The sequence below is a fragment of the Streptomyces sp. Sge12 genome (assembly GCF_002080455.1).
Lineage (GTDB): Bacteria > Actinomycetota > Actinomycetes > Streptomycetales > Streptomycetaceae > Streptomyces.
The window spans coordinates 6247022-6267858 of record NZ_CP020555.1 but is presented as its reverse complement, the minus strand read 5'-3'; the positions used below and the strand labels follow the sequence as shown (position 1 = coordinate 6267858).

At 71.0% G+C, this 20837-nt stretch carries 21 protein-coding genes; 3 read left to right on the top strand and 18 right to left on the bottom strand.

The window, feature by feature from the left end; translation table 11 throughout:
• Nucleotides 1-125 precede the first annotated feature (125 nt).
• Nucleotides 126-1712, top strand: coding sequence for a serine hydrolase (locus B6R96_RS28140; protein WP_081523991.1), 1587 nt, complete (start codon nt 126-128; stop codon nt 1710-1712).
• Between the two features lie 19 nt (nt 1713-1731).
• Nucleotides 1732-2706, top strand: a complete 975-nt coding sequence (locus tag B6R96_RS28135; RefSeq protein WP_081523990.1) for a pseudouridine synthase — start codon at nt 1732-1734, stop codon at nt 2704-2706.
• A gap of 61 nt (nt 2707-2767) precedes the next feature.
• On the opposite strand, the gene B6R96_RS28130 is transcribed toward B6R96_RS28135, so the two are convergent.
• The 13 genes from B6R96_RS28130 to B6R96_RS28070 all read right to left on the bottom strand — a co-directional run bounded on the left by B6R96_RS28130 (nt 2768) and on the right by B6R96_RS28070 (nt 15766).
• Nucleotides 2768-3433, bottom strand: coding sequence for a TetR/AcrR family transcriptional regulator (locus tag B6R96_RS28130; RefSeq protein WP_081523989.1), 666 nt, complete (start codon nt 3431-3433; stop codon nt 2768-2770).
• Between the two features lie 91 nt (nt 3434-3524).
• Nucleotides 3525-6365, bottom strand: coding sequence for a DEAD/DEAH box helicase (locus B6R96_RS28125; RefSeq protein WP_081525298.1), 2841 nt, complete (start codon nt 6363-6365; stop codon nt 3525-3527).
• Nucleotides 6366-6411: 46 nt separating this feature from the next.
• Nucleotides 6412-7311: a diacylglycerol kinase gene (locus B6R96_RS28120; RefSeq protein ID WP_081523988.1), complete on the bottom strand. Its 900-nt coding sequence runs from the start codon at nt 7309-7311 to the stop codon at nt 6412-6414.
• Nucleotides 7312-7368: 57 nt separating this feature from the next.
• Nucleotides 7369-8334, bottom strand: a complete 966-nt coding sequence (tatC, locus tag B6R96_RS28115) for a twin-arginine translocase subunit TatC (RefSeq protein WP_030389624.1) — start codon at nt 8332-8334, stop codon at nt 7369-7371.
• A gap of 47 nt (nt 8335-8381) precedes the next feature.
• Nucleotides 8382-8678 (bottom strand): Sec-independent protein translocase subunit TatA, encoded by a 297-nt coding sequence (gene tatA / locus B6R96_RS28110; RefSeq protein ID WP_081523987.1) that lies wholly within the window; start codon nt 8676-8678, stop codon nt 8382-8384.
• A gap of 168 nt (nt 8679-8846) precedes the next feature.
• The gene (locus B6R96_RS28105) at nt 8847-9047 is read right to left on the bottom strand and encodes a hypothetical protein (RefSeq protein ID WP_052876828.1); all 201 of its coding nucleotides are present in this window, start codon (nt 9045-9047) and stop codon (nt 8847-8849) included.
• A gap of 26 nt (nt 9048-9073) precedes the next feature.
• Nucleotides 9074-9301, bottom strand: a complete 228-nt coding sequence (locus B6R96_RS28100) for a hypothetical protein (RefSeq protein WP_030389621.1) — start codon at nt 9299-9301, stop codon at nt 9074-9076.
• 14 nt (nt 9302-9315) lie between these two features.
• Nucleotides 9316-10284, bottom strand: a complete 969-nt coding sequence (locus tag B6R96_RS28095) for a helix-turn-helix transcriptional regulator (RefSeq protein ID WP_030389620.1) — start codon at nt 10282-10284, stop codon at nt 9316-9318.
• A gap of 101 nt (nt 10285-10385) precedes the next feature.
• Nucleotides 10386-11342, bottom strand: a complete 957-nt coding sequence (locus B6R96_RS28090; protein ID WP_030016322.1) for a helix-turn-helix transcriptional regulator — start codon at nt 11340-11342, stop codon at nt 10386-10388.
• 170 nt (nt 11343-11512) lie between these two features.
• The gene (locus tag B6R96_RS28085) at nt 11513-11905 is read right to left on the bottom strand and encodes an FKBP-type peptidyl-prolyl cis-trans isomerase (protein WP_081523986.1); all 393 of its coding nucleotides are present in this window, start codon (nt 11903-11905) and stop codon (nt 11513-11515) included.
• Nucleotides 11906-11933: 28 nt separating this feature from the next.
• On the bottom strand, nt 11934-12875 hold the full coding sequence (locus B6R96_RS28080; protein ID WP_079404455.1) for an FKBP-type peptidyl-prolyl cis-trans isomerase: 942 nt from the start codon (nt 12873-12875) through the stop codon (nt 11934-11936).
• Between the two features lie 138 nt (nt 12876-13013).
• A complete protein-coding gene (gene pafA, locus B6R96_RS28075; protein ID WP_030016332.1) occupies nt 13014-14375 on the bottom strand; it encodes a Pup--protein ligase in 1362 nt (453 codons plus the stop codon).
• A gap of 128 nt (nt 14376-14503) precedes the next feature.
• On the bottom strand, nt 14504-15766 hold the full coding sequence (locus B6R96_RS28070) for an MFS transporter (RefSeq protein WP_053703997.1): 1263 nt from the start codon (nt 15764-15766) through the stop codon (nt 14504-14506).
• Between the two features lie 144 nt (nt 15767-15910).
• On the opposite strand from B6R96_RS28070, the gene B6R96_RS28065 reads away from it, so the two are divergent.
• Nucleotides 15911-16909, top strand: coding sequence for a LacI family DNA-binding transcriptional regulator (locus B6R96_RS28065; RefSeq protein WP_203351670.1), 999 nt, complete (start codon nt 15911-15913; stop codon nt 16907-16909).
• A gap of 73 nt (nt 16910-16982) precedes the next feature.
• Here the strand turns inward: B6R96_RS28065 and prcA are convergent, their stop codons facing one another.
• The 5 genes from prcA to dop form a co-directional block, all read right to left on the bottom strand.
• Entirely contained in the window at nt 16983-17747 is a 765-nt protein-coding gene (gene prcA, locus B6R96_RS28060; RefSeq protein WP_030389614.1) for a proteasome subunit alpha, read from the bottom strand.
• 46 nt (nt 17748-17793) lie between these two features.
• On the bottom strand, nt 17794-18633 hold the full coding sequence (gene prcB, locus B6R96_RS28055) for a proteasome subunit beta (protein ID WP_030389613.1): 840 nt from the start codon (nt 18631-18633) through the stop codon (nt 17794-17796).
• Nucleotides 18585-18893 carry an endonuclease domain-containing protein gene (locus B6R96_RS38545; protein ID WP_078626675.1) on the bottom strand — a complete coding sequence of 103 codons (309 nt, stop codon included), beginning with the start codon at nt 18891-18893 and terminating at the stop codon, nt 18585-18587. The genes prcB and B6R96_RS38545 overlap by 49 nt, the downstream gene beginning before the upstream one ends.
• A 17-nt stretch (nt 18894-18910) precedes the next feature.
• Entirely contained in the window at nt 18911-19123 is a 213-nt protein-coding gene (locus tag B6R96_RS28045) for a ubiquitin-like protein Pup (protein ID WP_030016348.1), read from the bottom strand.
• A 172-nt stretch (nt 19124-19295) separates the two neighbouring features.
• The gene (gene dop, locus B6R96_RS28040) at nt 19296-20807 is read right to left on the bottom strand and encodes a depupylase/deamidase Dop (RefSeq protein ID WP_081523984.1); all 1512 of its coding nucleotides are present in this window, start codon (nt 20805-20807) and stop codon (nt 19296-19298) included.
• Nucleotides 20808-20837: the final 30 nt, after the last annotated feature.

Below are 20837 nucleotides of genomic sequence, written 5' to 3'. Positions count from 1 at the left end.
TCAGCCCCGCCGGCGTGTGAGGCGCTCTTTTCAGCCCCGCCGGCGTGTGAGGCGCGGGGGTCCGGGGGCGGCGCCCCCGGCAGCGGCGCCGCGCGCTCCCCGCCCTCCGGGGGGACAATGACCCCATGCGTACGCTCCCCGCGCTCGGGGCAGCAGGGGCGGCCGCGGTCCTCCTGGCCTCGACGGCCGGCGCCACGGCGACGGCCGGCGCCACGACCGCTGTCGCGACGACAGCCACGTCCGCACCGACCCCGCCCCCCGCCCCGAAGCCCCAGATCACGGACGCCGCCGTCGACAAGGCCGTCGCCCGCCTCGACCGCACCGTCGCGGACATGATGCGCCGCACCGGCGTCCCCGGTGTCTCCGTGGCCGTCGTCCACAACGACAAGGTCGTCCACATCAAGGGCTACGGGGTCCGCAGGACCGGCGAGAGCGCCGAGGTCGGCCCCGACACCGTCTTCCAGCTCGCCTCGGTGTCCAAGCCCGTCTCCTCCACGGTCGTGGCCGGCGCCCTCACCGACCCCCAGCAGTGGGACGACCGCACCCAGCTGCCCGGGTTCTCCCTGAAGGACCCCTGGGTCACCGACCACGTCACCGCCGCCGACCTGTTCTCCCACCGCACCGGCCTGCCCGACCACGCCGGCGACCTCCTCGAGGACCTCGGCTACGACCAGGCGTACATCTTCGACCACCTGCGGCTGGAGCCCCTGAGTCCGTTCCGCGCGAGCTACGCCTACACCAACTTCGGGCTGACCGCGGCCGCCGAGGCCGTCGCCCGCGCCAAGGGCACCAGCTGGCAGAAGCTCAGCGCCGACACCCTGTTCAAGCCCGCCGGCATGACCCGTACGAGCACCGAGTTCTCCGCCTACATCAACGCCCCCGACCACGCCTCCACCCACGTCAAGAACGCCGACGGCACGTGGAGCCCCCGCTTCGTCCGCAATCCCGACGCCCAGGCACCGGCCGGCGGGGTCAGCTCCACCGCCACCGACATGGCCCGCTGGCTGCGGCTGCAACTGTCCGGCGGCACCCTCGACGGGAAGCGGATCATCCCCGCCGACACCCTCGCCCGGACCCACCTGCCCGAGATCGTCTCGCAGCCGACCAACGGCGCCGGGACCACCGGCTTCTACGGCCTGGGCTGGAACGTCAGCTACGACAGCGCGGGCCGCCTGCGCCTGAGCCACTCCGGCGGTTTCGAGCTCGGAGCCAACACCAACGTCACCATGCTCCCGCTGGAGAAGCTCGGCATCGTCGTCCTGACCAACGGCGCCCCGGTCGGCCTGCCCGACGCCATCGCCCTGGACTTCTTCGACTACGCCGAACACGGCAAGGTCTCCACCGACTGGCTGCCGCTGGCCGCCTCCGCCTACGCGGCGGCCCTCGCACCCCAGGGCGCGGCGCCGACCACCGACTACGCCCACCCGCCCACCGGTGCGAAGCCGGCCCGGGACAGCGCCGCGTACACCGGCACCTACGACAACCCCTACTACGGCAAGGCCACCGTGACCGCCGACGACAACGGCGCGCTCACCCTCGCCCTCGGCCCGAAGCCCCTGCGCTTCCCGCTCACCCACTACGACGGGGACACCTTCAGCTTCGTGACCACGGGCGAGAACGCGATCGGCCGCACCGGAGTGATCTTCTCCGACGGCACCCTGCGCGTGGAGTACCTCGACGCCGAACACCTGGGCACGTTCACCCAGCAGTAGCCGCATAGCCTGTTCCCCGATGAGACGCAGAGCCCAGCCACCCCCCTCGCCCCTCCCCCAGCGCGCCGGGATCGACCCGGTCCGGCTCCGGCTGCCGCCCGACCCGGAGGGGACGTGGCCGGACCTCGGCGACTACCTCGCCGCGCGCTACGCCGGCACCCGCGGCGCCGACTCCGTGGCCCGGCTGCTGGCCGCGGGCCGGGTACTGGGCGCCGGCGGGCAGGTCCTGCGCGCCGAGGACCCGTACGAGCCGGGCGCCTACCTGTGGTTCCACCGGGACATGGAGCCGGAGCCGCGGGTGCCGTTCCCGATCTCCGTCGTCCACCGGGACCCGCACCTGCTGGTCGTGGACAAGCCGCACTTCCTCGCGACCACCCCGCGCGGCAGCCACATCACCGAGACCGCCCTGGCCCGGCTCCGGGAGGAGCTGGAGCTGCCCGAGCTCAGCCCGGCGCACCGCCTGGACCGGCTGACGGCGGGCCTGGTGATGTTCAGCATCCGGCCCGAGGACCGCGGGGCGTACCAGCTCCTCTTCCAGCGGCGCGAGGTGCACAAGGAGTACGAGGCCCTCGCGCCCCACGATCCGGGGCCGGCCCGCGCCCTCCCCCGTACCGTCCGCAGCCGGATCGAGAAGGCCCGCGGGGTCATCGCGGCGGTGGAGGTGCCCGGCGGGGAGCCCAATGCCGAGAGCCTCGTCGAATGCGTCGAGGCGCGGGAGGGGCTGGCCCGCTACCGGCTGACCCCGTTCACCGGCCGCACCCACCAGCTGCGGGTCCACATGAACAGCCTGGGCCTGCCGATCCTGGGCGACCCGGTGTATCCGCGGGTCACGGACCCGGCCCCGGACGACTACCGCAGGCCCCTGCAACTCCTGGCCCGGGTCCTGGTGTTCACCGACCCGGTGACCGGTGCCGCGCACCGCTTCGAGAGCGGCCGCACTCTCCAGGCCTGGGACGACCGGGCGGGCTGGGAGGCCGGATCGGGCGGCCGGTAACGCCTGGTCAGGGGGTAGTGCCTGGTCGGGGGGCAGTGTCTGGTCAGGGAGTAGCGCCGGGTCAGGCAGTGTCGCCGGGGAGGCCGACGCCCGCGATCCGCAGCGCCGCGTCCGCGGTGGCCTCGGCGAAGGCCACCACCGGCCGCCCCGGATCGGCCCGGTGGACCAGCATGACGCCCTCGATGAGGCCGAAGACCAGGTCTCCACGGAGCGTCAGCCCCGCCCGGTCATCGGCGAGTTCGGCGCCGACCAGGGTGTCGGCGAGCAGCACCCGGTAGGCGTCCTTGAGCTCCCGGCGCATCCGGTGGAAGCACGTGAAGCGCGAACCGCCCACCTCGGGCAGCAGATAGAGCGCCCCCAGGTCGTACGGCCCTCCGCACAGCAGCAGGACGTCGGAGCGGCACAGCTCCCACAGCCGCCGGGCGGCGGGCCGCCCGCGGTCGGCGAGGAGCTGCCGGGCCAGCACCAGCGAGGGTGCGACGGTGGACTCCAGCAGTTCGGCGAGGAGTTCCTCCTTGCCGCCGAAGTAGTGGTACATCGTGGCCTGGCGCATCCCGGCCCGTTCGGCGACGGCCCGGGTGGTGGTCGCCGCGTATCCCCGGGCGGTGAAGAGCTCGGCCGCCGCGCCGAGGAGTTCCTCGCGCGGCGGCCGGCCGCTGTCCGGTCTCAGCCGGTCGGCGCGTGGCCGACCGACCCGTTTCGGACCATCGCCCGTTCCCCCGCTCATGACATCGATCGTCGCACAGGGCACGCCGATACGATCATGGCAAGAGATCAGATCGAGCCGGTCCCACTGTCGGAGGAAGATCCAAATCCGCTCAGCCGACGGAGCTGTAGGCCACTACACCCCGCAGCAGCGCGTCCACGGCCTTGCGGGCATTGCGGGCCACCGTGCTCCCGCTGTCGCCGGAAGTCGCCGGAGCGGCTGCCGCGACCTGACCGAGCACGTCGATGACCTGCTTGCACCAGCGCACGAAGTCACCGGCCGGCATCTCCGCCTCGCGCAGCACCTCGTCCAGGCTCTTGTCGGAGGCCCACTGGTACGCCGCCCACGCGAAGCCGAGGTCCGGCTCGCGCTGGCCCACGCCCTCCGCCTGGTTGATGCGGTGCTCCTCCTCCAGCGCGTCGAGCCGGCCCCAGATCCGGACCATCTCGCCGAGCGCCTCCTTCGCCGCGCCGCCCGGTACCTTCGGTGCGACCGCGTCGTCGGACTGGCGCGCCTCGAAGACCAACGCCGATACGCAGGCGGCCAGTTCGGCCGGGCTGAGGCCTTCCCAGACCCGGGCCCGCAGGCATTCGGAGGCCAGCAGGTCCAGCTCCCCGTACAGCCGGGCGAGCCGCTTGCCGTGCACGGTGACCTCGTCCTCGCGCAGGTAGTCCAGCTCGGTCAGCAGGGCGTGGATCCGGTCGAAGGTGCGGGCGATGGTGTTCGTCCGGCCCTCGATCCGCCGCTCCAGCTGCTGGATGTCCCGCTTGAGCCGGTGGTAGCGCTCCGCCCAGCGGGCGTGGTCCTCGCGCTCGTCGCAGCCGTGGCAGGGGTGCGCCCGCAGTTCGTTGCGCAGCCGGGCGATCTCACGGTCGTCGGCGGCCGCGGCGCGGCCGCGGGTCCGCCGCTCCGGCGTGATGTGCCCGGCCTTGGTCCGCAGCTGGGACGCCAGGTCCCGACGGGACTGCGGCGAGCGCGCGTTGAAGGTTTTCGGGATCCGCATCCGGTCGATGGCCTCGACCGGAACCGGGAAGTCGATCGCGGCGAGCCGCTTGACCTGCCGCTCGGCGGTGAGCACCAGCGGGCGCGGGCCCTCGGCGTACTCGTGCCCGCGGTGCCCGTTGACCCGACCGGCCGGCACGCCCGGGTCCAGGACCAGCGCGAGCCCGGCGAACTTGCCCGTCGGCACGTGGATGATGTCGCCCGGCTTGAGCTTCTCCAGCGAACTGGCCGCCTGGACCCGGCGCTGTGCGGCGCCCTGCTTGGCCAGGTCCGTCTCGCGGTCCTTGAGGTCACGGCGCAGCTGCGCGTACTCCTCGAAGTTCCCCAGGTGGCAGGTCATGCCCTCCTGGTAGCCCTCCAGTCCCTCCTCGTTGCGCTGCACCTGCCGGGAGATCCCCACGACCGAGCGGTCGGCCTGGAACTGTGCGAAGGAGGTCTCCAGCAGTTCGCGCGAGCGGTGCCGCCCGAACTGGCTGACCAGGTTCACGGCCATGTTGTAGGACGGCTTGAAGCTGGAGCGCAGCGGATACGTACGGGTACCCGCGAGCCCGGCGAGACCCGCCGGGTCCATGCCTCGCTGCCAGAGCACCACCGCGTGGCCCTCGACGTCGATGCCGCGCCGCCCGGCCCGGCCGGTCAGCTGCGTGTACTCGCCGGGGGTGATGTCGGCGTGCTGCTCGCCGTTCCACTTGACCAGCTTCTCCAGGATCACCGTGCGCGCGGGCATGTTGATGCCCAGCGCCAGGGTCTCCGTGGCGAAGACGGCCTTGACCAGGCCGCGTACGAAGAGCTCCTCCACGACCTCCTTGAAGGTGGGCAGCATGCCCGCGTGGTGCGCGGCGATGCCGCGCTCCAGCCCTTCGAGCCACTCGTAGTACCCGAGGACGTGCAGGTCCTCGGTGGGGATGGAGGCGGTGCGCGTCTCGACGATCTCGCGGACCTTGAGCCGCGCGGATTCGTCGTTCAGGCGCAGGCCCGCGAACAGGCACTGCTGGACCGCGGCCTCGCAGCCGGCCCGGCTGAAGATGAAGTTGATGGCGGGCAGCAGCCCGTCGTTGTCGAGGCGGGCGATGACCTCGGGGCGGGACGGGGTCCAGATCCGGCCGCGGGAGCGCCGCTCGCGCTCGCGGTCGGCCTCGCGGACCATCTTGCCGCGCCGCCGGTCCTTCGGACTGTAGGTACGGCTGTTCTCCTCGCGCGCCATGCGCAGCAGGTCGGGATTGACCTCCCGGCGCGCTGAGCCGCGGCCGCCGTGGTCGGACTCCTCCTCGAAGAGGTCGTAGATCCGCCGGCCGGCCATGACGTGCTGCCACAGCGGGACGGGCCGCTCCTCGGAGACGATCACCTCGGTGTCGCCGCGCACGGTGTCCAGCCAGTCGCCGAACTCCTCGGCGTTGGACACGGTGGCCGACAGGGAGACCAGGGTCACCGATTCGGGGAGGTGGATGATCACTTCCTCCCAGACGGCCCCGCGGAACCGGTCGGAGAGGTAGTGCACCTCGTCCATCACCACGTAGCCGAGTCCCCGCAGCGACTGGGAGCCCGCGTACAGCATGTTGCGGAGCACCTCGGTGGTCATCACGACCACCGGCGCCTCGGAGTTGACGCTGTTGTCGCCCGTGAGCAGGCCCACCTTGTCGGCGCCGTAGCGCTTGACGAGGTCGGCGTACTTCTGGTTCGACAGGGCCTTGATCGGCGTCGTGTAGAAGCACTTGCGGCCCTGCTGGAGGGCCAGGTGCACGGCGAACTCGCCGACGATGGTCTTGCCCGAGCCGGTCGGGGCGGCGACGAGGACGCCCTTGCCGGCCTCCAGTGCCTTGCAGGCCTCGACCTGGTACGGGTCCAGATCGAATTCGTACATCTCGCGGAAGGGGGCCAGGGCAGAGGCCTCTTCGGCGGCGCGGATCCGGGCAGCGGCGTACCGCTCGGCGGGTGAGAGTTCTTCGGTCATCTTGCTGTCGAGCCTACCCGCCACCCCTGACAACAGTCGCGATCATTTAAGTGAGCAGCCGGACGGCCCGGGGCACGCACTCGGCGGTCACCGGCAGCCCTCCCAGCGGCTCGCCGTCCGCGTACGCGGTCAGGCCCGCCGCCGCCAGGGTGATCTTCCGGGCCCGGTGGACGGTCACCTTCGGGTGGCTCAGGTGCCGGCCCTTGTAGACCTGCGGGAACACCCTGAGGAGGGTGGCCCGGCTGCAGTCGCCGACCACCGTGATGTCGAAGAGCCCGTCGTCGGGGACGGCGTCCGCGCAGATGCGCATGCCCCCGCCGTAGGAGGAGCCGTTGCCGACGGCCACGAGCGTGGCCTCGGTCTCGATCACCGGGCCGTCGTCCAGGGTGATCCGGTACGGGAACGGCCGGAAGGCGGCCAGCTCCGCGAGCATCGCCAGGTCGTACTTGAAGCGGCCGGCCGGCAGCCGCATCCGGTTGCCCCGGTCGTTGACGCGCGAGTCGAAGCCGGAGCACAGCACGGTCCCGAACCACTGCTCGCAGTCGGCGCCGCCCACCCGGCCCAGGTCGATCTCCCGGACGCGGTTCTCCTTGACGGCCTCGGCGGCCAGCCGCCCGGCCCGGGCCGGTTCCCGTACGGGCAGCCCCATCGCCCGCGCGAAGTCGTTGCCGGTGCCGACCGCGACCACCCCGAGCGGCACGGGTGTGCCGGCGAGGGCTTGGAGCGCCCGGGAGACCATGCCGTCGCCGCCCACCGCGATCACCGCGCCGGTGCCCTCACGGACGGCGGTGGTCAGCCGGGCCAGCGCGTCCGGCGCGTCGGTGCCCACGACGGTCCGTACGGAGAATCCGGCCGCCCGGACAGCCGAAGCGGCCGGCTGCGCGGCGTGCGCGCCCCGGCCGCGTCCCGCGGTGGGATTGACGAAGAGGGTGACCTCGTGACTCACCCGGGGGAATGTACCGGAGCGCGTTCTCGGCGCTCACCCCCCGGGGCCCGGCGCCCGTCAGGTGGCGTCGTCGTACCCGTTGATCCGCTGGCGTCCGCCGTCGGCCTGCTCGGGCAGGGCCGCGGGGGCCGGGACGGATTCCAGCGCGCCGATCGGCGCCGGGCTGAGGTCCAGCTCGGAGGCCTCGTCGTCGCTCAGTCCCGCGTCGGGGTCGTTGCGCCGGCGCCTGCGGTCGTTGAGGAGACAGAGGCCCAGCGCCGCGAAGTAGAGGGCCACGATGGGCAGGGCCAGCGCGAGCATGGTCGGCGGGTCACCGGTGGGGGTCGCGAAGGCGGCGAAGATCGTGATGCCGAGGACCATGCCCCGCCACCAGCTCGCCAGCCGCTTTCCGGTGAGCACGCCGGTGAAGTTCAGCAGGATCAGCAGCAGCGGCAGCTCGAAGGCCAGGCCGAACACGATCACCATGCGGGTGACCAGGTCGAGGTAGTCGTCGACCGGCAGCAGGTTGCGCGCGTGGTCGGGCGTGAACTCCAGCATGATCGTCGCGGTCTGCGGGAGGATCTTGTAGGCGAGCACGGCGCCGGTCAGGAAGAGGGGCGCTCCGACGGCGACGAAACTGCGCGCGTACTTCTTCTCGTGGCTGTGCAGCCCGGGCGCGGCGAACGCCCACAGCTGGTAGAGCCACACCGGGGCGGAGAGCACCACACCGGCCATCAGCGAGACCTTCAGGGCGATCGAGAACGCCGAGATGAGGCCGTTCACGGTCATGTCGGCGCAGGGGCGGCCGTTGCGCTGGGTCACCACACCGTTGGTGCAGCCGACGGAGTCGAGCATCGGCTTCAACAGGAAGTTGATGATGTCCCGGTAGAAGAATGCGGCGATGATCGTGATCACCAGGATCGCGATGACCGACTTCAGCAGGCGGTTCCGCAGCTCACGCAGGTGCTCGACGAGAGGCATGCGCCCTTCGGCGTCCTTCGCCTGTCGTGCCTTCTTCTCCTGCTTGCGGGCAGAGTTGAGCAACCCACGTCCCTTGTCTCGTTGCAGATGACTGGCGTGTACGGCGGGTGTCAGCCCTGGGCGGTGCGGTTCGGCTCGCTGACCGGACGGGAGCTGCTGACGTCACCCGGGGCGGCCTGGATCGTACGCGGAGCGACCGGCTGCTGGGCGGACTGGTCGGCGGCGGGGGCGGCGGGGGCGGCCTCGTCGCCTTCGCCGTCCTTCTTCATGGCCTTGGCCTCGCTCTTGAGGATGCGGGCCGACTTGCCGAGGGAGCGGGCCATGTCGGGGAGCTTCTTGGCGCCGAACAGCAGGATGATGACTCCGAGAATGACGAAGATTTCCCAACCCCTGAGGTTGCCGAACATAGGTATCTTCCTTTTCTCCGAGGTTCACAGCACACCGGACGGGCGCCTAGGACTGTCTCTACCGAGGATCGTAACCCCAGGGGGTTAACGCCCGGCAATCCCCGGGCGTCCCCGCGCTTGCGCCCCGGCCTGTTGTTCATGCCCAGGTCACACATATTCGTCCCGGTCTCAGGGACGTACGCCGTGTCCCGCCCGGGCCAGGTCGACGGCCGCCTGTTCGAGATCGGCCGAGGCGTCCGTGATACGGCGGCTGGCCTGCGCCACCTGCGAGGACAGTCTGCGCACCTCCAGGTACACCCGCACGGCCAGCACGGCGAGCACGGCCACTCCGAGGAAGCCCAGGGCAATTGCGAACATCGGCCACAGCATGGGGCGAGCCTAGGCCACCCGCCGCGTCAGATGCTGCGCAGGGTGCTCACGCCGCCACCGGTCAGTAGTTCCACGATGCGCTCACCGGCCGGTTTGCGGACGGCGGCACCGCATTCGGGGCAGGTGAAGGAGTAGAACGTGGTGCGCCGGCTGCCGCCGATGGCCAGCCGCAGCGCGCCCGCGTCGAGCTCGAAGCGGGCCCGGCAGTCGGGGCAGGAGGCCTTGAAGGCGACGGGCTCGGACGTGGGCGACATCGGCCGCGCTCCCCTCAGACCTGTTCCCCGTACCCCGCGAGTGCTTCTCGAGCGGCGCTCCGCGCGCTCTCCGCCAGTTCTGCGGGAGCCACGATCCGCCCCTCGCGCCCGAGCCGCAGGGCGAGCCGGCGCAGCGAGGCCGGGTCAGGGCTGCGCAGGGTGATCCGCAGACCGCCGCCGGGCAGTTCCTCCGCGCTGTCGTGCGGGTAGTACTCGGCGACCCAGCGACCGCCCGGCCCGACCTCGACGACGACCTCGGGGTCCTCGGCGGCCGGCTGGACCAGGCCCTCGGACAGGTCGCGCGGCTCGATGGCGGGCGGTTCGGCCCGCTCGTCCAGCAGCCTGATCTCGGCGACCCGGTCGAGGCGGAAGGTGCGCCGGGCCTCGGAGAGGTGGCACCAGCCCTCCATGTACGTGTGCCCCACCGCGAAGAGCCGGATCGGGTCGACCGTGCGCTCGGTGAGCTCGTCCCGGGCGGGCGAGTAGTAGCGCAGCCACAGGCGCCGGCGCTCCGCGATGGCCCGGTCGACGTCCGCGAAGACCCCGCCCTCGGACTCGAAGGTCACCGACAGCCGGGAGCTGGCTCCGGCCACCTCGCCCGCGGCCGCCTCCAGCTTGGCCGTGGCCCGCAGCAGGGCGTCCCGGTCGCTCTCGCGCAGCCCGGGCAGGGTCGCCACCGCGCGTGCGGCCACGAGCAGCGCGGTCGCCTCGTCGGCGGCCAGCCGCAGCGGCTCGGCGGTGGACTCCCCCGAGGCGTCGGGGTTGCGCCACCAGATGCGCTCCCCGTCGGTGTCGATGTCGAGCAGGTCCCCGCCCCGGAAGCTCGTCCCGCACATGGGCAGCACGTCGAGGTCCGAGATCAGCTCGTCCTCGGTGATCCCGAAGGCGCGCGCGACGTCCGCGACGTGCGCACCGGGGCGCTCGCGCAGGTAGGTCACCAGGGACAGCATCCGGCGGGTCTGGTCGATGGCGTTGGCAGCCATGCTGGTACGTCTCCCCCTCAGGGCACGTCTTGGATGTCGCTTGTCGAACGGTGCGGCCGCGGATCGGCCGCCGGGCCCGCGGGCCCCCGGGCGGACCCCGGTCAGGCCCCGGCGACGGCCCGCAGCCGGTCCACCACGTCCGCCCGCAGGTCGGCGGGACCGACCACGACGACGTCCGGCCCGAACTCCACCAGCCAGGCGTCGAGCCCGTGCCCGTAGGGGATCTCCAGCTCGTCCCAGCCGTCCCCGCCCTCGCGCACCGCGGTCGCCTTGGCCCGCAGCGGGTAGCCCGCCCCGGCCCGCAGCCGGATCAGCGCGGAGCGGTCCGCGCTCTCCCCGGCCCAGCTCGCCACGGTCTCCCGTACGGTCACCACGTCCGGCACCTCCGCGGTGTACTTCGCCGCCCGGGAGCGGACCTTGCCGGTGATCCGGGAGAGCCGGAACACCCGCTCCGCCCCGCGGTCGCGGTCGTAGCCGGCCAGGTACCAGTGGCCGCGCCAGCACTCGAGCGCCCAGGGCTCCACCTGCCGGGCCTCGGGCCGGGCGGCGGTGGACTTGCGGTAGTCGAAGACCACCGGCCGGCGGTCCCGGCAGGCCAGCATCAGGGGCTCGAAGGCGGCCTCGTGGACCGGGATGCGCGGCTCGATCGCGCTGTGCTGCCCCTCGTACGGGTCCTCCGCCTCGGGCATCCCGCCCGCGCGCAGCTTCTGCAGGGCGCCACTGGCGGCTCCCGCCAGGCGGGCCTGCTGCCAGACCTTGGCCGCCAGCCCCAGGGCGGCGGCCTCCTCGGCGTCCAGCGAGACGGGAGGCAGCCTGTTGCTGTCGCGGCGGGCCAGGTAGCCCGTCTCGCCGTCCAGGTTCTCCACCGTCTCGATGACGAGGCCGAGTTCGCGCAGATCGTCCTTGTCGCGCTCGAACATGCGGTTGAAGGACTCGTCGTTCCCGGCCTCCATGTAGGCCTCGATGGAACCGCGCAACTCCCGCTTGCTGAGCGGCCGGCGGGTCCCCAGCAGACACAGCGCCAGATTCATCAGCCGCTCGGCCTTGGCAATCGCCATCGACGCCCTTCCGCCCTTCTCCGCCTGCACATCCGTCGAACCGTCACACGGGCCGCGACCGGTTGCGCAGGGCCCGTGACGGTTGACCGTACCGCCCCGGCGCGCCGGGGCAAAAGCGAGGGGCCCCCGCCGGACGGCGGGGGCCCCTGCACCGATCACGGATGTCCGGATCAGCCGACCTTGACCAGGTCGCAGACGAAGATCAGGGTCTCGCCCGGGGCGATGGCGTTGCCCGCGCCGCGGTCACCGTAGGCCAGCTTCGCGGGGATCGTCAGCTTGCGGCGGCCGCCGACCTTCATGCCCTGGACGCCCTGGTCCCAGCCGGCGATGACCTGGCCGACACCGAGCTGGAACTGCAGCGCGGCACCGCGGTTCCAGGAGGCGTCGAACTCCTCACCGGTGGAGAAGGCCACGCCCACGTAGTGCACGGAGACAAGGTCGCCCTTCTTGGCCTCCGCGCCGTCGCCGACCCATTCGTCCTTGATCACGAGATCCGTGGGGGCATCGCCCTCGGGGAAGTCGATCTCGGGCTTCTGGAGGTCACTCACGGAACTTCTCCTCATACGTACGAAACGGTCAACCGGAACAGTCTTACATCACTGCGAGGATGTCGAGGCTGAAGACCAGCGTCGACTTCGCCGGGATGGTGCCCTGCTCCTTGTCGCCGAAGGCCTGGTCCGGCGGGATGACCAGCAGGATGCGGCTGCCGACCTTCTTGCCGACCAGGCCGTCCTTCAGACCCTTGACCGAGAGCTCACCCAGCGGCCACGTGACCGTCTGGTCGCTGGTGTAGGTGCTCTCGAAGGACTTGTCGTCCTTCCACGTCTTGCCGTTGAACTTGACGACGACGCTGTCGGTGTCCTTCACGACCGCGCCGTCCCCCTCCAGGACGTAGCTCGAGACCAGCTTGGTCGGCTCGGCGGTGTCCTTCGGGACGGTCACGGAGACTTCCTTGCCGTCCGCGTTCGTGCCGACCTTGGGCAGGTCCTTGTTCTCCTGGGCGACTTCCTTGCCCGTGGCCGAGGCCGGGACGGTCGCGCCCTTGACGATGTCCACGACGAAGACCAGCGTGGCGTTCGGCTTGATCTTCTCGCCCGAGCCCTGGGCCCCGTAACCGAGCTCCGGCGGGATCACCAGCTCGACACGGCTGCCGACCTTCTGGCCCTCGAGGCCCTGGTCCCAGCCCTTGATGACGGCGCCGGCGCCGATCGTCAGGTCGAACGGAGCGGGCCGCCCGAAGCTCTGGTCGAACGGCTCCTTGCCGTCCCACACCTGGCCGAGGTAGTTGACCTGCGCGATGTCGTTCTTCTTCAGCACCTGCCCGGTGCCCTCGCTGATGGTCACCACCTTCAGCTCCTTGGGCGGCTCGCCCTTCCCCTTCGACAGGGTGGGCGTCTGCCCGAACTCGGCTCCCTTGGTGATCGCGGGGGCCCCGTTCTTCATCTGGGCGGAGTCGGAGCCGCTGTCGTCGCCACACGCTGCGGTCGTCAGCAGCAGGAGGGGTACGACAAGCAGGCCGGCAAGTCGGCGCACGGGTTCCTCAGATCTCAGACGGCAAAGCGGTCGCTCGCCACTCTAAGCCGTGCGCAGGGCCCCGTACGAGAGACGTACGAGGCCCTGGTGAGGAGTGTGATGTCACACTGCGGTCACTCTGCGCTGCCGATCGCCGCCCTACATGCCGGCAATCAGCTTCTCCACCCGGTCGTCCACCGACCGGAACGGGTCCTTGCACAGCACCGTCCGCTGCGCCTGGTCATTGAGCTTCAGGTGCACCCAGTCGACCGTGAAGTCCCGCCGCTGCTCCTGCGCCCGGCGGATGAAGTCGCCGCGCAGCCGCGCACGCGTCGTCTGCGGGGGCACCGACTTGCCCTCGAAGATCTTGAGGTCGTTGCAGATCCGCGCCGCCTGCCCCTTGCGCTCCAGCAGGTAGTACAGCCCGCGCCGGCGGTGGATGTCGTGGTACGCGAGGTCTATCTGAGCCACCCGCGGGTTCGACATGGTCATGTTGTGCTTGGCCCGGTACCGCTCGATCAGCTGGTACTTCATGACCCAGTCGATCTCGGTCCCGATCCGGTCCAGGTCCTCCGCGTCGATCGCGTCGAGCGTGCGACCCCACAGTTCCAGCACCTGGTCCACCACGCCGGTACGGATCCCCCGGCGCTCGGCGAAGTCCACCGCCTTGTCGTAGTACTCCCGCTGGATCTCCAGCGCCGAGGCCTCCCGGCCGCTCGCGAGGCGCACCTTGCGCTGACCCGTGATGTCGTGGCTGACCTCGCGGATCGCCCGGATCGGGTTCTCCAGGGTCAGGTCACGCATCACCGTGCCCGCCTCGATCATGCGCAGCACCAGGTCGGTGGCCCCGACCTTGAGCAGCATGGTCGTCTCGGACATGTTCGAGTCGCCGACGATGACGTGCAGCCTGCGGTAGCGCTCGGCGTCCGCGTGCGGCTCGTCCCGGGTGTTGATGATCGGACGCGAGCGGGTCGTGGCGGAGCTGACGCCCTCCCAGATGTGCTCGGCCCGCTGGCTCACGCAGTAGACCGCACCGCGCGGCGTCTGCAGCACCTTGCCCGCGCCGCAGATGAGCTGCCGCGTGACAAGGAACGGAATGAGAATGTCCGCCAGGCGGGAGAATTCCCCGTGCCGGGCCACCAGGTAGTTCTCGTGGCAGCCGTACGAGTTGCCCGCCGAGTCGGTGTTGTTCTTGAAGAGATAGACGTCGCCCGCGATTCCCTCCTCGTGCAGGCGGCGTTCGGCATCGACGAGCAGACCTTCGAGAATGCGCTCGCCTGCTTTGTCGTGGGTGACCAGTTCGGTCACGTTGTCGCATTCGGGAGTTGCATATTCCGGATGCGAACCCACGTCCAGGTACAGGCGGGCGCCGTTCCGCAGGAAGACATTGCTGCTGCGGCCCCATGACACAACACGGCGGAAGAGGTAGCGCGCCACTTCGTCAGGAGACAGTCGGCGCTGTCCCCTGAACGTGCACGTGACGCCGTACTCGTTCTCCAGCCCGAAAATGCGGCGGTCCATGACTGAACATTACGCCTTCTGCCCTCTTCTGAAACCGGGTTCGGGAGCGCCGTTTCGATCAGTTCCCATCAGCGGGCCGATCGACGCCCCGATCACGGCCCGATCGGCCCATCCGGCGCACCCGCCGATCACGACGCCGAGGGGGCACCCGACGGCACGTCACGGGCGTCGTCCGACGCACCGTCGGACGAACCCGCCACCGCGCGACTGCGGCCGCCCGTTGCCATCACCCGCTGAGTGGCCATCAGCACCAGCAGGGCCGCGCCGCCCGCCACGCTCGCCACGCCGAAGCCCGCCGGGGTACCGCCCAGCTCCACCGCCGGACCCGCGACCGCCGTACCGATCGCCGCGCCCACCCCGAAGAACGTCACCAGCCACGAGAAGGCCTCCGTCACCGTGCCCGCCGGGGCGTGCCGGTCCACGACGATGAACGCGCACGCCAGCGAGGGCGCCAGGAACACGCCCGAGAGGGCCGCCAGCGCCGTCATCGCCACCGGGCCGGGAACCAGCATCAGCGGCAGGTAGCAGACCGCCAGCAGGGCCACCAGGAGCCGCAGCCGCCGCTCCGGCGCCCCGGCCCACTGCCGGGCCCCGTAGAACACGCCGCCGACCAGGGCACCCAGCCCCAGCGCCGCCATCAGCCAGCCGTACACCGCCTGACCGCCGTGCTCGTCCGCGTACGCCACACCGGCCACGGTGATCGAGCCCAGCGCCGTACCCACGAAGAAGAACGCGCCGAGCAGCGCCAGCAGGCCCCGCGAACGCAGCGCCCCCAGCCAGTGCGCCTCCCGCGGCGCCGAGCGCCACTTCCGGGACGGCTCGCTGAGCACCACGGACAGCGCGCCCAGCACACCGATCGCGTTGAGCGCCACCAGCGCCCCCGCCGGCGACCACATCGCCACGAACAGCGTCACCAGCAGCGGACCGACGGTGAACATGACCTCCTGGGCCACCGCGTCCATCGCGTACGCGGCGTGCACCTTCTCCTCGCGGCCGCCCAGCACCCCCGGCCACAGTGCCCGCAGCCCGCCCTCCAGGGGCGGCGTGAAGAGCCCCGCGACCACCACGGCGGCGTACGCGGCCACCGCCGACCCGGTGCCGGCGAGCGCCAGCCACAGCATGCCCAGCGCCGAGACCACGGCCGCCGGCAGCTGGACCCGCGGCTGCCCGAACAGGTCCACGGCCCGGCCCAGCAGGGGCTGGCCCACCGCGTTCGCCAGTCCGTACGCGGCGGCCAGCGCGCCCGCCAGGCTGTAGCTGCCGCCCTCGGCGCGCGTGAACAGCACGATCGCGATCGGCCCGGTGGCATTGGGCAGCCGGCCCACGAGCGTGCCCACCAGCAGCCTCGCGGCGTGCCGGGTCCTCAGCAGCTCCGCGTATCCCGCGGCCATGACTGCCCCCTTCTGCCCGGACCCAGCCGGGAGTAACCCAAGTAATACGTATAACTAGACGTGTCATACGTACCATGGCCGCAGTCCGCCGGTCCACCCCGCGGACCCCGCAACACCGCCCGACCTCGCACTTCAGGAGCCCGTGTGACGAGACCCACCAGCCGCGACGTGGCCACCGCCGCCGGGGTCTCCCAGGCCACCGTCTCCCTCGTCCTCGGGGACAAATGGCCCGGCCGCGTCTCCGAGCGCACCGCGACCCACGTCCGCGAAACCGCCACCCGCCTCGGCTACCGCCCCAACCTCGCCGCCCGCAACCTCCGCCTCGGCACCACCCGCACCGCGCTCCTCGTCGTCCCCGCCCTCACCAACGAGTTCTTCGCCCGCGTCTACACCGGAGCCGCCCGCGTCGCCGCCGAACACGGCTTCGGGGTCGTCCTCTACCCCTCCCCCGACGGCACCGGACCGGCCCGCGACCCCTTCGCCTCCGCCCGCGCCGCCCTCGACGGGGTCATCGCCTCCTCCATGGCCGCCGGCGCCCTCGACGCCATCGGCGGCAACACCCTCCCCCTGGTCATGCTCGACAGCGACCCCGCCGCAGGCACCGCCGCCGCCCACGTCAACCTCGCCATGGCCGACGGGATGCGCCAGATCACCGAGCACCTCCTCGCCCTCGGCCACCGCCGCTTCCTGCACCTCGCCTCCGCCGTCGACTCCTGGACCTTCGACACCCGCGCCGAGGCCCTCAGCGCCCTCCTGGGCCCCGGAACCGAGCTGCGCACCGTCCGGTCCCCCCTCACCGTCGACGGCGCCCGGACGGCCATGGAGGCCGCCCTGGCCACCCCCCGGGACCGGCCCACCGCCATCGTCTGCGACGACGACATCCTCGCCGCCGGCGCCTGCAAGGCCGCCCGCCGCCTCGGCCTGCGCGTCCCCGAGGACCTCTCGGTCACCGGCTTCGACGACCTCGCCCTCGCCACCGCCGTCGAACCCGAGCTCACCACCGTCCACCTCCCCGCCGAGCGCGTCGGCGAACAGGGCATGACCGCCCTCCTCGCCGTTCTCGACGGGTCCGCCTGGACCGCCCCCGACCTCCCGGTCCGACTCGTCGTCCGCGACTCCTCCGGCCCCGCCCCCACCACCTGACCGGCCCCGGACGCGGAAGGGCCCCGGCCCGCCGAAACGGCGGACCGGGGCCCCACTGCCCTGCGTACGATGCCTACTCGGCGTCGTCCTCCGGCGCCTCGTCGTTCGACACGGCGTCGGCCTGCACCGCCGCCGTCACGTCCGCCTCCAGCAGCCGCGACAGCTGCCGGCCCCGGATCCGCTTGAACTTGCGCTGCTGGGACCGCGTCCGGTCCAGCACCGCGACCTCCAGCCGCTCCGCCGGAATCGCCTTGTCCGCGCCGTTGGCCTGGCTGGACAGCGCCTGCACCGCCAGCTTCAACGCCTCGGACAAGGTCATCCCGTCCTGGTGGCGCTGGTCGAGGAAGGTACTGATCTGCTCGGCGTTGCCACCGACCGCGACGGAGCCGTGCTCGTCCACGATCGACCCGTCGTGCGGCAGCCGGTAGATCTGGTCCCCGGCCGCGGTCGCACCGACCTCCGCGACCACCAGCTCGACCTCGTACGGCTTCTCACCGGCCGAGGAGAAGATGGTGCCTAGGGTCTGCGCGTACACGTTGGCCAGCCCACGGGCCGTCACATCGTCGCGGTCGTAGGTGTATCCGCGCAGATCCGCGTACCGCACACCGCCGATCCGCAGGTTCTCGTACTCGTTGTACTTGCCGGCGGCCGCGAAGCCGATCCGGTCGTAGATCTCGCTGAACTTGTGCAGCGCACGGGACGGGTTCTCGCCGACGAACACGATGCCGTCGGCGTACTGCAGCACGACCAGGCTGCGACCGCGGGCGATGCCCTTGCGGGCGTATTCCGCCCGGTCGGCCATGGCCTGCTGGGGTGACACATAGAACGGAGTCGACACCGGCTGTCCGTCCCTTTCTTCTGGGCTCCTACGGGGCGACGGATGGTCAGAGCAGGGCGGCGCGCGGGCCGTCGGGCTGCTCCAGCCGACGGTTGGTGACCGTACGGGCGAGCTCCTGCGACTCGTCGTCGGTCAGCCTGCGGAACCCCTCGTCCGTGATGACGGTGACGATCGGGTAGATGTGGCGGTACAGGTCCGGCCCACCGGTCGCCGAGTCGTCGTCGGCGGCGTCGTACAGCGCCTGGACGACCAGGGTGGTGGCCTGCTCCTCCGTCAGATCGGGACGGAAGAGCTTCTTCATGGAGCCCCGGGCGAAGATCGAACCGGAACCGGTGGCGGCGTAGCCGTGCTCCTCGGAGCGGCCGCCGGTCACGTCGTAGGAGAAGATCCGGCCCTTCTCCTTGGCCTCGTCGTACCCGGCGAACAGCGGCACGACGGCCAGCCCCTGCATCGCCATCCCCAGATTGCTCCGGATCATGGTGGAGAGCCGGTTGGCCTTGCCCTCCAGGGACAGGGTCGTCCCCTCCACCTTCTCGAAGTGCTCCAGCTCCAGCTGGAACAGCTTGACCATCTCCACGGCCAGGCCGGCCGTACCGGCGATACCGACGGCGGAGTACTCGTCCGCGGGGAACACCTTCTCGATGTCCCGCTGCGCGATCATGTTCCCCATGGTCGCCCGCCGGTCACCGGCGAGGACGACCCCGCCGGGGAAGGTCGCGGCGACGATGGTCGTCCCGTGCGGCGCCTCGACGACGCCCTCCGGCAGCTTGCGGTTGCCGGGCAGCATCTCGGGCGAGTGCGCCCCGAGGAAATCCATGAAGGACGAGGACCCCGGCGTCAGGAAGGCTGCCGGTAGACGCCCTGTGCTACGAGTGTTGGCTTCCACAGGTTTCCTTCCACGTAAGCGGCTGCACGCCTCATGACGTCCGGCCGATCCTTGAACTGGCCCGGTGCCGCTCTGCGGCGGAAGCACCGTACGCCTCGGACCTTACCCGTCTGATGATCGTGATCCACATGCTCTGCCGAACCCGATCGGCGGAGCGGTCGGACCTCGTCCCGAGTGACGATCGAGCACTGCCCATGACCGGACGGTACGGATGCCGTATCCGCACCGTCCGACCGGTCACTCCGTACTCGACCTTCGATTCGAAGGTCAAATGACCTTACTGGCCACCCTTTTGAACGAAGCTTCGCACGAAGTCCTCGGCGTTCTCCTCGAGCACGTCATCGATTTCATCGAGTACGGAGTCGACGTCGTCGGAGAGCTTCTCCTGGCGCTCCTTGAGGTCGGTCGATTCCTCGACCGCCGCCTCCTCGACCTCCTCGGTCGAGCGCGTCGCCTTCTGCTGTCCGCCGCCGGTGTCCTTGGTCGCCATGTCTACCTCACCCCGCTCGGTTCGCACGCTCATGTCGAGAGACCCCGGGATTCGGGATCTCTCAAGATCAGACCCTATGTCGGACCCTACAAGGAGGGTCCGACATTCGTCCCCGTACTTTCACAGTCCGGTTCTCTTCATGATTCCCGGACCGGAGGCCTTTCAGGCCCGTTCACTGCCCCGAAAGCACCCGCACCAGGTCCTCCGCCGTGCGGCAGCGGTCCAGGAGCTCCTTGACGTGGTTGCGGGTCCCCCGCAGGGGTTCCAGCGTCGGGACCCGCTGGAGCGAGTCGCGGCCCGGGAGGTCGAAGATCACCGAGTCCCAGGAGGCCGCCGCCACGTCGTCCGCGTACTGCTCCAGGCAGCGGCCGCGGAAGTACGCCCGGGTGTCCTCCGGAGGCTTGCTCTGAGCCCGCTCCACCGCGGTCTCCTCCACCAGGCGCTTCATCTTGCCCCGGGCCACCAGGCGGTTGTACAGCCCCTTCTCGGGCCGCACGTCCGAGTACTGGAGGTCGACCAGGTGCAGCCGCGCGGCGTCCCAGCCCAGCCCGTCCCGGCGCCGGTAGCCCTCCAGGATCTCCCGCTTGGCGATCCAGTCCAGCTCCCCCGACAGGCTCATCGGGTCGCTCTCCAGCCGGCCCAGCACGTCCTCCCAGCGGCCCAGCACGTCCTTGGTCTGCTCGTCGGCGTCGGACCCGAAACGTTCGTCCACGTACTTCCGTGCCAGCTCGAAGTACTCCATCTGGAGTTGCACGGCGGTGAGGGTACGGCCACTGCGCAGCGTGATGAGGTGCTGGAGGTCCGGGTCGTGGGAGACCTGGTGCAGCGTGCGCACCGGCTGGTCCACGGCCAGGTCGACGTTGATGAACCCGTCCTCGATCATGGAAAGGACGAGCGCGGTCGTGCCGAGCTTGAGGTAGGTGGAGATCTCCGAGAGGTTCGCGTCGCCGATGATCACGTGGAGCCGGCGGTACTTCTCGGCGTCCGAGTGCGGCTCGTCCCGGGTGTTGATGATGGGCCGCTTCAGGGTGGTCTCCAGGCCGACCTCGACCTCGAAGTAGTCCGCGCGCTGGCTGATCTGGAAGCCGTGCTCGCGGCCGTCCTGGCCGATGCCTACGCGTCCCGCGCCGGTCACGACCTGGCGCGAGACGAAGAAGGGGGTCAGGTGGCGCACGATCTCCGAGAAGGGGGTCTCCCGCTTCATCAGGTAGTTCTCGTGCGTGCCGTAGGAGGCGCCCTTGTTGTCGGTGTTGTTCTTGTAGAGGTGGATCGGCTGGGCGCCGGGGAGCTGGGCGGCGCGTACGGCCGCCTCGGCCATGATCCGCTCGCCGGCCTTGTCCCAGAGGACGGCGTCGAGCGGGTTGGTGATCTCGGGCGAGCTGTACTCGGGGTGCGCGTGGTCGACGTAGAGCCGTGCGCCGTTCGTGAGGATCACATTGGCGAGGCCGATGTCCTCGTCGGTCAGCTGGCTGTTGTCGGCGGCCTCGCGGGCGAGGTCGAAGCCGCGGGCGTCCCGCAGCGGATTCTCCTCCTCGAAGTCCCAGCGGGCGCGTCGCGCCCGGTGCATCGCCGCCGCGTAGGCGTTGACGATCTGGGACGAGGTGAGCATGGCATTGGCGTTCGGGTGCCCCGGGACGGAGATCCCGTACTCCGTCTCGATCCCCATTACTCGCCGTACGGTCATGCGGCCCTCCTTGCCCGGCGGCGCCCCCCT